Below are 14,538 nucleotides of genomic sequence, written 5' to 3' on the forward strand. Positions count from 1 at the left end.
GCCTTCGCGTTCCGTCCGCCCCAGGTGCCGTCTTGTCCGATCTCGCCCAGAACCCGCCCGCCGTCCGTACCGTCCTCGCCGGCCTGATGCTGTCGATCTTCCTCAGCGCCCTCGACCAGACCATCGTCGCCGTCTCCCTGCCGGCGATCTCGGCCGACTTCGCCGACCTCGACCTGCTGGCCTGGGTGATCTCGGCCTACATGGTGGCGATGACCGTATCGATGCCGATCTACGGCAAGCTCGGCGACCTCTACGGCCGCCGCCGTCTGATGCTCTTCGCCATCGTCGTGTTCACCGCCGCCTCGCTGCTTTGCGGGCTCGCGCAGAGCATGGGCCAACTGGTGCTGGCGCGAGTGCTGCAAGGGGTCGGCGCGGGCGGGCTGATGGCGGTGAGCCAGGCGATCATCGGCGACATCGTCCCGCCGCGCGAGCGCGGCCGCTACCAGGGTTACTTCAGCAGCATGTACGCCATCGCCAGCGTCGCCGGCCCGGTGCTCGGGGGCCTGCTCACCGAGTACCTGTCGTGGCGCTGGGTATTCTGGATCAACCTGCCGATCGGCCTTCTCGCGCTGGCCATCTCGCGGCGAACCCTGGTCGGCCTGCCGGTGCCGCGCCGGCAACCGGTGATCGACTACCTGGGCATCGTGCTGATGGTGGTGGGCCTCACCGCGCTGCTCCTGGCCATCACCCAGATCGGCCAGGGCGCAGCCTGGAGCGACCCTGCGCTGCTCGGCCTGTTCGCCCTGGCGGCGCTCGCCCTGCTGCTGTTCGTCGCCCAGGAGCGGCGCTTCCGCGAACCGCTGGTGCCGATGCAACTGTTCGCCGTCCGCGCCGCCACCCTCAGTTGGCTGGTTGCGTTCTTCGCCAGCTTCCAGGCCATCTCGCTGACCGTGCTGGTACCGCTGCGCTACCAGAGCGTTACCGGCGCCGGCGCCGACAGCGCCGCGCTGCATCTGCTGCCGCTGGTCATGGGTCTGCCGCTGGGCGCGTACTGCTGCGGGCGGCTGACCGCCAGCCTGGGACGCTACAAGCCGCTGATCCTGCTCGGCGCCGTCCTGTTGCCCTGCGGCATCGCCGGCCTGGCCCTGGTCCCGGTCGGCGACCACTGGCTGTCCGGGCTGTGCATGCTGCTCACCGGGATCGCCATCGGTACCCAGTTCCCGACCAGCCTGGTGGCCGCGCAGAACGCCGTGGAGCAACGCCACATCGGCGTCGCCACCAGCAACGCGACGTTGTTCCGCTCCCTCGGCGGGGCGGTCGGGGTGGCGCTGATGTCGGCGATCCTGCTGGCCCTGCTCAAGCACCTGCGGATCGGCGGCGGGCTCGACCAGGGCTTTTCCGAGAGCGCCCTGCTGAGCAGCCTGGACGCCGCCAGCGGGCCGGCCCGGGTGATCCTCCAGCATGTCCTCGCGGATGCCTTCAAGGTGCTCTTCCTGGTCAACGCGGCGGTGGCGCTGCTCGGCCTGGCGGTGGCCTCGGCACTGCCCGACATGACCCTGCGCGGCCGCGGCGCGACGCAACCGACGGCAGGCGAGTGAGCGGACGCCGATAATCGAACGCTTTCGTCCCGTCGGCGACGGCGTCCGGTTTACAAAAGTAACCGTTCGGTACATTTTCCCGGCATCGATGACATCATTGCTGTGGAGGCTGCGCCATGACGCGCACGGTACTGGTCCTGAACGGCCCCAACCTGAATCTGCTCGGCACCCGCGAGCCACAGACCTACGGCCGGCAGACCCTGGGCGAAATCGCCGACGAATGCGCGGCCTTCGCCGAGACGCGCGGCTTCGCCGTGGACTTCCGCCAGACCAACCAGGAAGGCCAACTGCTCGACTGGATCCACCAGGCCCGCGGCCGGGTCGCCGGCATCGTCATCAACCCCGCCGCCTGGACCCACACCTCGGTGGCGCTGCGCGACGCCCTGGCCGCGGTGGAACTGCCGGTGGTCGAAGTGCACCTGTCCAACGTCCACCAGCGCGAAGCGTTCCGCCACCACTCCTACGTCTCGCCGGTGGCGCTGGGAGTGATCTGCGGATTCGGCAGCCTCGGCTACCGCCTGGCCCTGGAACATTTCGCCGAGCGTTTCGAGGCGGCCGCATGAGCGCGCCGCGATCGGTTCTCGCCGGCCTGATCGGTGCCGGCATCCAGGCGTCGCGGACCCCTGCCCTGCACGAGCGCGAGGGCGACGCCCAGGGCATCCGCTATCTGTACCGGCTGATCGATCTCGACCCGCTGGGCAAGTCGGCGGACGACCTGGAGTTCCTGCTCGCCGCCGCCAGCGACCTCGGCTTCACCGGGCTGAACGTCACCTTCCCCTGCAAGCAGGCGATCATCCCCCTGCTCGACGACCTCTCCGCCGAGGCACGCGGCATCGGCGCGGTGAACACCGTGGTGCTGCGCGATGGCCGGCGCATCGGCCACAACACCGACTGCCTGGGCTTCGCCGAGGGCTTTCGGCGCGGCCTGGCCGGCGCGCCGCGCCAGCGCGTGGTGCAGATGGGCGCGGGCGGCGCCGGCGCGGCAGTGGCCCATGCGCTGCTCGCCGAGGGCGTCGAGCGGCTGGTCCTGTTCGACGTCGACCCGGCGCGGGCCCAGGCCCTCGCGGACAACCTCAACCAGCACTTCGGCGCGCCACGAGCGCTCGCCGGCAGCGACCTGGCCGGCGCCCTGGGCGACGCCCAGGGATTGGTCAACACCACCCCGGTGGGCATGGCCAAGCTACCCGGCATGCCGGTGCCGGCGGAACTGTTGCGCGCCGACCTGTGGGTCGCCGAGGTGATCTACTTTCCGCTGGAAACCGAGCTGCTGCGCCAGGCCCGCGCCCTCGGCTGCCGCACACTGGACGGCGGCACCATGGCGGTGTTCCAGGCGGTGAAGGCATTCGAACTGTTCAGCGGGGTGGCGGCCGACGCCGCGCGCATGCAGGCGCACTTCGCCAGCCTGGGCGACTGAATGGCGCCCCTCTCCCGCCAAGGGGAGAGGGGACCGGAGTCAGGCACGGATGTAGCGCAATACCGCCTCGCCAATCATCCGCCGGTGCCGCTGGCGAACCTCGGCGTCGTGCAGGTCGGTGCGAAAGATCCGCGACACGGTGTAGCGATTGGACACCCGGTAGAAGCAGAACGAACTGATCAGCATGTGCACGTCGAGCGCCTCCAGCCCGGCGCGGAACACCCCTTCCGCTTCGCCGCGGCGGAGAATCTCGGCGATGCTCTGGACGATCGAGCTGTTGACGCTCTGCACCAGTTCGCTGCTGGCGATGTGCTCGCCCTTGTGGATGTTCTCGATGCTGATGATGCGCACGAAATCCACATGCCGGTCGTGGTAGTCGAAGCTGAACTCCACCAGCTTCTCCATCGCCTTGGCCGGCGGCAGCGCGCCCAGCCGCAGGGTGCCCTCGATACCGCGGATGTCGCTGTAGAGCTTCTCCAGCACGGCCTGGTAGAGCTGCTCCTTGCTGCCGAAGTAGTAATAGATCATCCGCTTCGAGGTATGCGTGCGCTCGGCGATGGCGTCCACCCGCGCACCCGAGAGGCCCTGGGCGACGAACTCGTCGATGGCGGCGCGGAGGATGTCCTGGCGGGTCTTCTCGGGATTGTTCTTGCGTCCCTTGCCGCGCGGAGCGGATTCCTCCACGACGGCGGGATCAGGCTTGGACATCGGTGACTCACTCGTGGCCGGCGGGAATTGCGGCCGATTATGCGGGGCCCGCCCGGCTGTAGGAAGAGCACCTGCCGGAGCCCCGACAATTCTCACAGCTTGACCCGGCGCACACCCCGCCGCGCTTGCGCCATCGCCGCCAGGCGCACCGGCACGTTGGCCGCGCCGTAGCCGGCGTAGCCGTGGCGGCGCTGGAGGATCTCGAAGAAGAAGCGCTCCTCGAACGGCTCGGTGAACACATGGAACAGCTCGCCGCCCTGGGCGTCGCGGTCGTAGAGGACGTTGTAGTAGGCCAGTTCGCTGAGGAACTCGTCGTCGAAGTCGAAGCGCGCGGCGAGGTCGTCGTAATAGTTCAGCGGGATTTCCAGCAGTGCGACCCCGGCCTCCTTGGCCTGGGCCACGGCGGCGAAGATGTCGGCGCAATCGAAGGCGATGTGGTGCACGCCGGAACCGCGATAGCTGGACAGCGAACGGGCGATGGCGGTGTTGCGGTCCTCGGAAATGTTCAGCGGCAGGCGCACGCTGCCGCAGGGGCTACGCACGGCGCGACTGGTGACCAGGCCATAGGGGTCGGGCAGCACCACCTCGTCATCGGCGCCGAAGTCGAACAGGCTCTTGTAGAACAGCACCCAGCTGTCCAGGCCTTCGGCGGGCAGCGCCAGGGCCACGTGGTCGACGCGCCGCAGGCCGAGGCCGGAGGTGTCGGCGTCGTTCGTCACGAAGTCGCTGTCGTAGATGCTGCGGCCCTCGGTGTGCCGCTCGACCAGATACAGCAGGCTGCCGTCGAGGGCGCGCACCGCCGGGATTTCCCGCTCGTTGGGGCCGAGCAGTCCGCGGTACGGCTGGCCTCCGTACGCACGAGCGCGCTCCAGCGCCTGGCCGGCGTCACGCACGCGCAGCGCGGTGGCGCACAAGGACGGTCCGTGGGCCTCGAAGAAACCGTGGGCGAAGGAATAGGGCTCGGCGTTCAGTACCAGGTTGATGTCGCCCTGGCGCAACAGGCTGACATTCTTCGAACGGTGCTCGCCGGCCCTGGCGAAGCCCAGTCGCTGCAACCACTGGCCAAGGCGCGCGCTGAGCGTCTCGTCGACGGCGAACTCGAGGAACTCGATGCCGTCGCAGAGGCTCGCCGGCGGCGGCGCGAACAGCTCGTCCACCGCCACGTGCGGCGTCTGGCGTTGCAGGTGCTCGCGGGTCTTCTCCTCGAGGTAGAGCAGCGAGCGCAGGCCGTCGACGGCGTTGGCGCGGGTCGGCGCGGCGCGGAAGCCGTCGTTGAAGACCTCCAGCGACAGCGGACCGCGATAGCCGGACGCGACGACCGGCGCGAGGAAGCCTGCCAGGTCGAAGCCGCCCTGACCCGGGAAGCAGCGGAAGTGCCGGCTCCATTCCAGCACGTCCATTGCCAGCAAGGGCGCGTCGGCCATCTGCACGAAGAAGATCTTTTCCCCCGGAAGATCGGCGATGCCGCGGGGATCGCCGTCCAGCGAGAGGGTGTGGAAGCTGTCGAGGATCAGCCCGAGGTTCGCCTGGTCGGCCCGCCGCACCAGGTCCCAGGCCTGCTCCCAGGTGTTCACCTGGCGCCCCCAGGCCAGCGCCTCGTAGCCGATGCGCAGGCCGCGGACGGCGGCGCGCTCGGCCAGCTGCCGGAGGTCATCGGCCAGCAGCGCCGGTTCGCCGAGGGCATCGGCAGCGACGTTGCTGCACACCAGCACCAGGTCGGTGCCGAGTTCCTGCATCAGGTCGAACTTGCGTTCGGCGCGCTCCAGGTTTCGCTCCAGGCGTTCCCGGCGGCAGCCCTCGAAGTCGCGGAACGGCTGGAATAGCAGGATCTCCAGGTCCAGGTCGGCACACAGCCGGCGTACGTCGCGCGGGCTGCCGTCGTAATGAAGCAGGTCGTTCTCGAAGATTTCCACCCCGTCGAAACCGGCGGCGGCGATGGCCTCGAGCTTTTCCGGCAGGGTGCCGCTCAGGGATACGGTGGCGATCGAACGCTGCATGCTTCGACTCCTCAATGCGCCCTACGGCGCCTGGCGCCGCGCGAGGGCCGGCGGCGGAACGGCGGAGGCGCGGATAGCCCGCGCGGGATGCGCCGGGAAGCCACTTCGGGTCGCTGAGACCGCTCGCCCGGCAAGCCGATTATTGGTTTGCGCCAACTGACGGGCAACGCAAAATGTACGAACTGGTTAGTATTCCGTTCGAATATCGAACGGAAGCACGATTATCGAATTGACGCTTTTTCGACCAATCGCGCACCATCGCTGCCACCCGTGCAGGCCGTCCCGATCTGCCGGAAGCGCTCCGCGCTTCTTTCCGGGCACCTGCGCAACCCACGCGACATAACAATTTCAAGAATCGGGTACCCGCTCATGTCCATCGCCGACCTCTCCGTCCGCCCTCCATCCCGTCCGCTGGCCGCTCGTCCGGCCCGACCGCCCCTGGCCCGCTGACACCGGCGCGGCCCCTGGCCCGCCCGCGTGCAACCCAGAACGACAAATCCAGGCCGGGCGCCCAGGCACCGGCCGCCGAAAGGATGGCCCCGTCAATGATCCACTCTTCCAGCTCTCGACTGCTCGCCGCCGACGCCCCGCGGGAATCCCGCGGCGGCAGGATCCGCAACGCCTTCGCCGTCGGCCGGACGCGCTGGGGCATGCTCGCCCTGGTGTTCTTCGCCACCACCCTGAACTACATCGATCGCGCCGCCCTCGGCGTGATGCAGCCGATCCTGGCCGAGAAGATGAGCTGGACGGCGATGGACTACGCCAACATCAACTTCTGGTTCCAGGTCGGCTACGCCATCGGCTTCATCCTCCAGGGCCGCTTCATCGACAAGGTCGGGGTCAAGCGCGCGTTCTTCCTCGCCGTGTTGCTCTGGAGCCTGGCCACCGGCGCCCACGGCCTGGCGACCTCGGCGGCGGGCTTCATGGTCTGTCGCTTCATCCTCGGCCTGACCGAGGCGGCCAACTACCCGGCCTGCGTGAAGACCACCCGCCTGTGGTTCCCCGCCGGGGAACGGGCGGTGGCCACCGGCATCTTCAACGCCGGCACCAATGTCGGCGCGATGGTCACCCCGGCCCTGTTGCCGCTGATCCTCGGCGTCTGGGGCTGGCAGGCGGCGTTCCTCTGCATGTCGGCGCTGGGCCTGGTCTGGCTGGTGTTCTGGTGGCGCAACTACTACAACCCCGAGGAGCATCCGCGGGTGAAGCAGAGCGAGCTGGAATACATCCAGCAGCAGGAGCCGCCCGCCACCCGCGTGCCCTTCTCGCAGATTCTCCGCCGCCGCGGCACCTGGGCCTTCGCCCTGGCCTACTCGATCACCGCGCCGGTGTTCTGGTTCTACCTCTACTGGCTGCCGCCGTTCCTCAACCAGCAGTACGGCCTGGGCATCAGCGTGACGCAGATGGGCATCCCGCTGATCCTGATCTGGTTGACCGCCGACTTCGGCAGCGTCGGCGGCGGCATCCTTTCGTCCTGGCTGATCGGCCGCGGCATGCCGGCGATCCGCGCGCGCCTGCTGTCGATGCTGCTGTTCGCCTGCACCATCGTCGGCGTGGTGTTCGCCGCCAACGCCAGCGGCCTGTGGATCGCCGTGCTGGCCATCGCCCTGGCGGTCGGCGCGCACCAGGCGTGGACGGCGAACATCTGGAGCCTGGTGATGGACTACACGCCCAAGCACCTGATGAGCACGGTGTTCGGCTTCGGCGGCATGTGCGCGGCGCTGGGCGGGATGTTCATGACCCAGATCGTCGGCGGCGTACTGACCGCGACGAACAACAACTACGCGGTGCTCTTCACCATGATCCCGGCAATGTACTTCATCGCCCTGACCTGGCTGTACTTCATGGCTCCGCGCCGGATCGAAGCCTGAGTCCAAGCGCCCGGCGCTCGCCGGGCACCTCCCTGCCTAAAGAACAAGAACGAAGGGACACACCCATGTCGCACCCGAACCACGTCCGCGCGCTCTGCGCTTCCCTCTGCCTGGGCGCCGGCCTGCCAGTCCATGCCGGGCAAGGTTTCCTCGAAGATGCCAAGGCCAGCCTCACCGCGCGCAATTTCCACCTGCACCGCAACTTCGTCGGCGATGCCAGCCAGGGCAAGGCCGAGGAGTGGACGCAGAGCTTCATCCTCGACGCCCGCTCCGGCTTCACCCAGGGCAGCGTCGGCTTCGGCCTCGATGTCCTCGGTCTCTACAGCCTGAAGCTGGATGGCGGCAAGGGAACGGCCGGCACCCAACTGCTGCCGATCCACGACGACGGCCGCCCGGCCGACGACTTCGGACGCCTGGCGGTGGCCGGCAAGCTGCGCGTCTCGAACAGCGAACTGAAGATCGGCGAATGGATGCCGGTGCTGCCGATCCTCCGCTCCGACGATGGCCGCTCGCTGCCGCAGACCTTCCGCGGCGGCCAGCTCAGCGCCAACGAGATCGCCGGCCTGACCCTCTACGCCGGCCAGTTCCGCGGCAACAGCCCGCGCAACGACGCAAGCATGCAGGACATGTCGCTGTTCGGCCGGCCAGCCGCCACCTCCGACCGCTTCGATTTCGCCGGCGGCGAATATCGCTTCAATGGCGAACGCAGCCTGCTCGGCCTGTGGAACGCCGAGCTGAAGGACATCTACCGCCAACAGTACCTGCAACTGCAACACAGCCAGCCGCTCGGCGACTGGCTGCTGGGCGCCAACCTCGGCGGATTCCGTGGCCGCGACGCTGGCAGCGCGCGCGCCGGCAAGCTCGATAACCGCACCGTTTCCGCGCTGTTCTCCGCGCGCTACGGGCTGCATACCCTCTATCTCGGCCTGCAGAAGGTCAGTGGCGACGACGGCTGGATGCGGGTCAACGGCACCAGCGGCGGAACCCTGGCCAACGACAGCTACAACGCCAGCTACGACAATCCCGGCGAGCGCTCCTGGCAACTGCGCTACGACTTCGACTTCGTTGGCCTCGGCCTACCCGGCCTGACCTTCATGACCCGCTACCTGCATGGCGACCATGTGCGCCTGGCCGGAGTCACCGACGACGGCAGCGAATGGGGACGCGAGAGCGAGCTGGGCTACACGCTGCAGAGCGGCGCCTTCAAGCGTCTCAACGTCCGCTGGCGCAACTCCAGCCAGCGCCGCGACTGGGGCAGCAATACCCGCTTCGACGAGAACCGGCTGATCGTCAGCTATCCGCTGAGCCTGTTGTGAAGCCTACGCGCCGACCCCGTTGCGTTCAGCGGCCACGGCGCCAGGCGACCACCAGGCCGCTGGCGCAGATGACGAGGATGCCGAGCAGCGCCCAGGCGTCCGGCACGTGGCCGAACACCAGCAGGCCGAGCAGGCCGGCGAAGATGATCTGGCCATAGCTGAACGGCGCCAGGGTCGCCGGCGGCGCATGGCGGAAGGCCTGGGTCAGCAGCAGGTGGCCGCCCATGCCGCAACCGCCCAGGGCGATCATCATCAGGCCGTGGAGAAGACTTGGGGTCTGCCAGAAGAACGGCACCAGCAGGCTCATGATGAGCGTATTGAAGATGCCGGCGAGGAAGTTGCTGGTGGTCGGGCTGTCGCTGTTGGCGAGCATCCGCGTGAGCAGCTGGTAGAGCCCGAAGCACAGCGCCGAGCCGAGCGGGAACAATGCCGCCGGGGTGAACAGCGCGCCACCGGGACGCACGATGAAGAGCACGCCGATGAAGCCGGTGAGCACCGCCAGCCATTGACCGAGGCTGACCTTCTCCTTCAGCAACGGCACGGATAACGCGGTCACCAGCAGCGGCGCCAGGAAGTTCACCGCGGTCGCCTCGGCCAAGGGCAGGTAGCGCAGGCCGGTGGTGAAGAACAGGCTGGTGCCGATCAGGCACAGCGCCCGCGCCAACTGCATGAGCGGACGGCGGCTGCGGATCACCGCGAGGCCGTTGCGCGGCACGAACACGGCGACCATCAACAGGGTGTGCACCAGGTAGCGGGCCCAGACCACCATGACGATCGGGTAGAAACCGGAAAGGAACTTGGACAACCCGTCGTGGCTGGCGAACAGGAACACCGCGGCACAGATCAGCAGGATGCCGCGCAGGGTCTGGTCGCTGGCGGGCAGCGGGGAGGTGGATGCGTTCATCGGAGGGTCCGGGCACCAGGGCAAATCGATAGCAGGCTATTTATTCTGACGGTACCCGCCATCGAGGAAAGAAACGATCGGCTTCAACGTTTGGAAACTATAGAACCCCGTTCCATTATGCAAACGGGCAACCTGCCTGCGCGGTGGCGCTACAGGCGGGCGAGCAGCGCCCGGGTCCGCTCGATCGCCAGCCGCGCCCGCTCCGTGCCATCCACGCCACGCGCGAGCAAATCCAGCGCGGGCACCTCCAGGCTCAGCGGCAGGTTCTCCGGCAGGGCGCGCAGCAGCGCCAGCAGATCGAGCCCGCCATCGCCAGGGAAACGCCGTTCCTCGCGGGCCTGGCGAAGGATTTCGTCCATCGACGTCGGACGCGGCCCGACGACATCGCAGAGTTGCGCGTAGCCCAGGCGCGCAGGCGGGATCGCCCGCAGGTCTTCCAGGCTGCTGGCCGAGCGGTCGAAATGGAAGGCGTCCAGCAACAGGCCGGCGTTGTCCCGCGCCGCCGCCTCGACCACCCGCGCGGCCTGCCGCAGGTCGCGGATCCCGGTCCAGGGCATGAACTCCAGGTGCGGGTCGAGGCCGAGCGGCCGCGCCAGGTCGCACAACGCGGCGAAATTGTCCGCGCTGCGCCGCTCGTCGTCATCGTTGCCGGCCACCAGCACATAGCGCGCGCCGAACTCGGCGCCGACCTCCAGCACCGCGGCGAACTCGCCGACGCGGGTGTCCGGACGCAGGCGCAGGATCTCCACGTCCAGCGTGCGCACTCCGCTGTCGCGCAGCCGCGCCAGGGTCCGCCGGCGCAGGCCGGCATCGGCCAGCAGCGGATAGTGGTGCTCTTCCACGGTGGCCGGCACCAGGCGCAGGCCGACATGACTGTAGCCGGCGCGGGCGGCAGCCTCGACCATGTCCGGGGGCGACAGCTCGAGCACGGTGAGCGCCGCCAGGGAAAGAATCCTCGATTCCATGCACTACCTCATCGTCAGCGGTTCAGAAACTGGCCGGCGCGCAGGCCCGGCCACTGCGCGCGGCCTCGCGAACCGCCTCGACCAGCGCCAGGGTGCGAGCGGCGTCGGTGGCATCCATCAATGGCGCTTCCTCGCCCCGCGCGACCCGGACGAAGTGCTCTAGCTGGCGTTGCAGGGGGTCGCCTGCCGCCACGGCCTCCACGCTGGCCGCCAGCGGGTCGTGCCAGCCCTGCCGGGCCTCGGCGTAGCGCCAGCGGCGGAGCTGGGGCAGGCTCAGGGCACCCTCGGTGCCGGCCAGCAGGTAGCAGGGTTGCTCGGCCTGGCGCGGATAGACCGGGTTCTCCCCGGCGGCCAGCTCCCAGCTCCAGGGCGCCGCCGCAGCGTCGCAACCGGTCAGGCTGCCCAGGGCGCCATTGGCGAAGCGCAGGAGCAGCGCGACGTTGTCTTCGTTGGGCAGGCCACGGATAGCGTTGCCGGCCAGCGCCTGCACCTCCCGCACTTCCCCGCACAGGTGGCGGAGCAGGTCGAGGTCATGGATCAGGTTGGTCAGCAACATTCCCGCGCCGGGCTCGCGACGCCAGGCCACCTCGAAATAACTGTCGGGCTTCTTCAACTGCCAGAGCGCGGTGACCGACAGCAACCGACCGAGCGCGCCCTCGGCGATCAATTGGCGCGCCCGCACGACCAGCGGATTGTGCCGACGATGGTGACCGACCAGCAGCGGAACGCCAGATCGCCGGGCGACGGCGACCAGCTCGCTCACTTCGTCGAGCTGCACGCCGACCGGTTTTTCCAGCAGCAGCGGCACCCCGGCGGCGAGGCAGTCGAGGGCGGTGGCGACATGCAGGTTGTTCGGATTGGCGACGATCGCCGCTTGCGGCCGGGCTTCTTCCAGCAACCTCCGATGATCGCCGAACCAGGGCACGCCGGCGTCCGCGGCGAACGCCTGGCCCTGGGGATCGGCCACCGCACACAGGCGCGCGCCGGCGATTCGCTGCAAGCGATGGTAATGCTGGCGGCCCATATTGCCGGCGCCGATGAGGGCGATGCGAAGCGGTGCGTCCAAGGCGGTCCCCAATCGTTGTTTTCTTGTTCGCTTCAAGATTCCAGAACGTCGTTCCAGATTTAGCGAGGGAGATTATTTGAACGAATGGCTGGCCCCGCGCAAGAGCGCTTCGAGACGGCACTACCGCCGGGGCATCCATGGAAGTGCGGAAAGGCCCGCCGCATGCGGGCTCGTGACAGGCAAGAAAGCGTTCGCTATTCGAACGCTGATGTCGGGAAAGGACTGGGGCCGGGCCGGATGGCTCAGCGGAACAGCTCGGACGCCTGGCTGGCGTGGGACAGGTCCTGCGCCGCGGCCAGGAGCAGGGGCGCCAGTTCGTGCATGCGCGCCTCGCCGAAGCGTGCGCTCGGCCCGGCCACGCTGAGCACGCCGAGAGCCCGTCCGTCCTCGGGGTGGCGCACCAGTGCGGCCATCGCCGCCATGCCCGGCGCCGAGCATTCGATCTGCCAGGCATAGCCGTGCTCGCGGGCGCGCTTCAGGTAGCGCAGCAGCTCGCTCCTGGAGCGCGGCGCGTTGGGACCGAAGTCCCGCGCCGCCCCTACGCCCTGGCGCTCCACCAGCGCCAGCGCCGCCTTGTCGCTCAGGCTGGCCAGCCAGGCGTGCCCGGATGCGGTGTAGAACAGCGGCGCCTCGCGCCCCATGTCGGGGTCGTAGCGTAGCCCGGAGGTGGCGCCCTGGGACTTGGCGATCCAGGTCTGGCGATCGCCTTCGATCACCCCCAGGCGCACCAGTTCGCCGGTCTCCCGGGCGAGCCCGTCGAGCACCGGCTGGACCAGGTCGACCACCCCGCTGGAAGCGAGGAAGCGGAAGCCCAGCGCGGCCAGGCGGGTGCTGAGGCGGTAGCGGCTGGTGTCGTCGTCCTGGCGCACGTAGCCGAGCCGGATCAGCTCGGCGAGCATGCGGTGCGCGGCGCTCTTGGGGATATCCAGGCGGTCCGCCAGTTGTTGCAGGGGCAGGCCACGGGCATCGCTGGCGAGGAGTTCGAGCAAGCCGAGGGCGCGTTCGATGAGGCTACCGGCCATGGAGGGGCGTTCCTGAGTCGAGGAAAGGCAGGATTCTAGAATCTGGTTCCGGATTTTCACAGCCTGGCGAAGGTCGAGATTTCACAGGGTTTCGTTCGATCAGCGAACCGATAAACGATTATCGGATTGCCACTCCCCATGGCCCTCCGTAATGTGTCTGCACCCCGGCAGGCCGAGCGCCTCCGCTACAAAAACAACAGGGGAATCCCGACATGCCGCAGCACGCCTTGCCTTCCGCCGCCTGCACCTGAGCCACGCGTCCGACCCTCGTCCCACGCCCTCACTCTCGCCGCGGAACCCGTCCCATGAACAGCCCCAGCCTGCCCGCCGTCGAACGACTCGACGTGCAAGCCTTCATCAATGCCCAGCCGCTTTCGCCGTACCAATGGCGGATCGTCCTGCTGTGCTTCCTGATCGTCTTCCTCGATGGCCTCGACACCGCCGCGATGGGCTTCATCGCTCCGGCGCTGACCCAGGACTGGGGCATCGACCGCGCCAGCCTCGGGCCGGTGATGAGCGCCGCGCTGATCGGCATGGTCTTCGGCGCCCTCGGCTCCGGACCGCTGGCCGACCGCTACGGACGCAAGCTGGTATTGGTCGCGGCGGTCTTCCTCTTCGGCCTGTTCAGCCTGGCCTCGGCCTACAGCACCAACGTCGAGCAACTGCTGGCGCTGCGCTTCCTCACCGGCCTCGGCCTCGGCGCGGCGATGCCCAACGCCACCACCCTGCTTTCCGAATACACCCCCGAGCGCCTCAAGTCGCTGCTGGTGACCAGCATGTTCTGTGGCTTCAACCTGGGCATGGCCTGCGGCGGATTCGTCTCGGCGAAGCTGATCCCGCTGTTCGGCTGGCACAGCCTGTTGCTGCTCGGCGGCCTGCTACCGCTGGTCCTGGCGGTAGTCCTGCTGTTCCGCCTGCCGGAATCGGCGCGCTACCTGGTGGTGCGCAACCGCGGCAGCGAGTGGGTACGCCAGGTGCTGGCCCCCATCGCCCCGGCGCAGGTGGCGCTGGCACGGAGTTTCCACGTCCCCGAGCAGCAGACGGTGCAGGCCCGCAACGTGTTCGCGGTGATCTTTTCCGGTACCTACAGCGCCGGCACCCTGCTGCTCTGGCTGACCTACTTCATGGGCCTGGTGATCGTCTACCTGCTCACCAGCTGGCTGCCGACCCTGATGCGCGATAGCGGCGCGAGCCTGGAGCAGGCGGCGTTCATCGGCGCGCTGTTCCAGTTCGGCGGGGTGCTCAGCGCCGTAGCGGTGGGCTGGGCGATGGATCGCTTCAACCCGCACAAGGTGATCGGCCTGTTCTACCTGCTGGCGGGGGTGTTCGCCTGGTGCGTCGGCCAGAGCCTCGGCCAGGTCACCCTGCTGGCGACCCTGGTGCTGCTGGCCGGCATGTGCATCAACGGCGCGCAGTCGGCGATGCCGTCGCTGGCGGCGCGCTTCTATCCGACCCAGGGGCGGGCCACGGGGGTCTCCTGGATGCTCGGTATCGGCCGCTTCGGCGCCATCCTCGGCGCCTGGATCGGCGCCACCCTGCTGGGCCTGGGCTGGAACTTCGAACAGGTGCTGACCGCCCTGGTGCTGCCGGCTGCACTGGCCACCGCCGCGGTGCTGCTGAAGGGGTTGGTCAGTCACGCGGATGCGGGGTGAAACTGCCCCATCGCGTAGGACGCATAACCGCTTGCGGTTATCCGCCGCCGGGCGTCGGTGTATCGGCGGATAACGCCGGTGGCGTTAT

At 68.6% G+C, this 14,538-nt stretch carries 12 protein-coding genes; 6 read left to right on the forward strand and 6 right to left on the reverse strand.

Annotated features, from left to right (window positions below):
• The first annotated feature begins 32 nt into the window (after positions 1-32).
• From HMPREF2716_RS01390 to HMPREF2716_RS01400, 3 genes are all read left to right on the forward strand, one after another.
• Positions 33-1,538, forward strand: coding sequence for an MDR family MFS transporter (locus tag HMPREF2716_RS01390; RefSeq protein ID WP_003137124.1), 1,506 nt, complete (start codon positions 33-35; stop codon positions 1,536-1,538).
• 116 nt (positions 1,539-1,654) lie between these two features.
• A complete protein-coding gene (gene aroQ / locus HMPREF2716_RS01395) occupies positions 1,655-2,101 on the forward strand; it encodes a type II 3-dehydroquinate dehydratase (protein ID WP_003111454.1) in 447 nt (148 codons plus the stop codon).
• Complete coding sequence (locus HMPREF2716_RS01400) at positions 2,098-2,952, forward strand: shikimate dehydrogenase (RefSeq protein ID WP_004346798.1); 855 nt, start codon at positions 2,098-2,100, stop codon at positions 2,950-2,952. Before aroQ ends, HMPREF2716_RS01400 begins: the two co-directional genes overlap by 4 nt.
• 39 nt (positions 2,953-2,991) lie before the next feature.
• Here HMPREF2716_RS01400 and HMPREF2716_RS01405 read toward each other — a convergent pair whose 3' ends face one another.
• Complete coding sequence (locus HMPREF2716_RS01405; RefSeq protein ID WP_003101858.1) at positions 2,992-3,660, reverse strand: TetR/AcrR family transcriptional regulator; 669 nt, start codon at positions 3,658-3,660, stop codon at positions 2,992-2,994.
• Between the two features lie 92 nt (positions 3,661-3,752).
• Positions 3,753-5,657 carry a 3-dehydroshikimate dehydratase QuiC gene (quiC, locus tag HMPREF2716_RS01410; protein ID WP_003162034.1) on the reverse strand — a complete coding sequence of 635 codons (1,905 nt, stop codon included), beginning with the start codon at positions 5,655-5,657 and terminating at the stop codon, positions 3,753-3,755.
• Positions 5,658-6,202: 545 nt separating this feature from the next.
• On the opposite strand from quiC, the gene HMPREF2716_RS01415 reads away from it, so the two are divergent.
• Positions 6,203-7,525 (forward strand): MFS transporter, encoded by a 1,323-nt coding sequence (locus tag HMPREF2716_RS01415; protein WP_003121658.1) that lies wholly within the window; start codon positions 6,203-6,205, stop codon positions 7,523-7,525.
• Between the two features lie 65 nt (positions 7,526-7,590).
• The gene (locus HMPREF2716_RS01420; RefSeq protein ID WP_003162033.1) at positions 7,591-8,841 is read left to right on the forward strand and encodes an OprD family porin; all 1,251 of its coding nucleotides are present in this window, start codon (positions 7,591-7,593) and stop codon (positions 8,839-8,841) included.
• 25 nt (positions 8,842-8,866) lie between these two features.
• Here HMPREF2716_RS01420 and HMPREF2716_RS01425 read toward each other — a convergent pair whose 3' ends face one another.
• The 4 genes from HMPREF2716_RS01425 to HMPREF2716_RS01440 all read right to left on the reverse strand — a co-directional run bounded on the left by HMPREF2716_RS01425 (position 8,867) and on the right by HMPREF2716_RS01440 (position 12,798).
• Positions 8,867-9,745 carry a DMT family transporter gene (locus HMPREF2716_RS01425; RefSeq protein ID WP_003101866.1) on the reverse strand — a complete coding sequence of 293 codons (879 nt, stop codon included), beginning with the start codon at positions 9,743-9,745 and terminating at the stop codon, positions 8,867-8,869.
• A 149-nt stretch (positions 9,746-9,894) separates the two neighbouring features.
• On the reverse strand, positions 9,895-10,710 hold the full coding sequence (locus HMPREF2716_RS01430; RefSeq protein ID WP_003101868.1) for a sugar phosphate isomerase/epimerase family protein: 816 nt from the start codon (positions 10,708-10,710) through the stop codon (positions 9,895-9,897).
• Between the two features lie 22 nt (positions 10,711-10,732).
• Positions 10,733-11,776, reverse strand: a complete 1,044-nt coding sequence (locus HMPREF2716_RS01435) for a Gfo/Idh/MocA family protein (RefSeq protein WP_003121655.1) — start codon at positions 11,774-11,776, stop codon at positions 10,733-10,735.
• A 242-nt stretch (positions 11,777-12,018) separates the two neighbouring features.
• Positions 12,019-12,798 carry an IclR family transcriptional regulator gene (locus tag HMPREF2716_RS01440; RefSeq protein WP_003101874.1) on the reverse strand — a complete coding sequence of 260 codons (780 nt, stop codon included), beginning with the start codon at positions 12,796-12,798 and terminating at the stop codon, positions 12,019-12,021.
• 305 nt (positions 12,799-13,103) lie between these two features.
• On the opposite strand from HMPREF2716_RS01440, the gene HMPREF2716_RS01445 reads away from it, so the two are divergent.
• Positions 13,104-14,450: a 4-hydroxybenzoate transporter PcaK gene (locus tag HMPREF2716_RS01445; RefSeq protein ID WP_023518268.1), complete on the forward strand. Its 1,347-nt coding sequence runs from the start codon at positions 13,104-13,106 to the stop codon at positions 14,448-14,450.
• Positions 14,451-14,538: the final 88 nt, after the last annotated feature.

The organism is Pseudomonas sp. HMSC076A11, assembly GCF_001810205.1.
Taxonomy (GTDB): Bacteria; Pseudomonadota; Gammaproteobacteria; order Pseudomonadales; family Pseudomonadaceae; genus Pseudomonas; species Pseudomonas aeruginosa.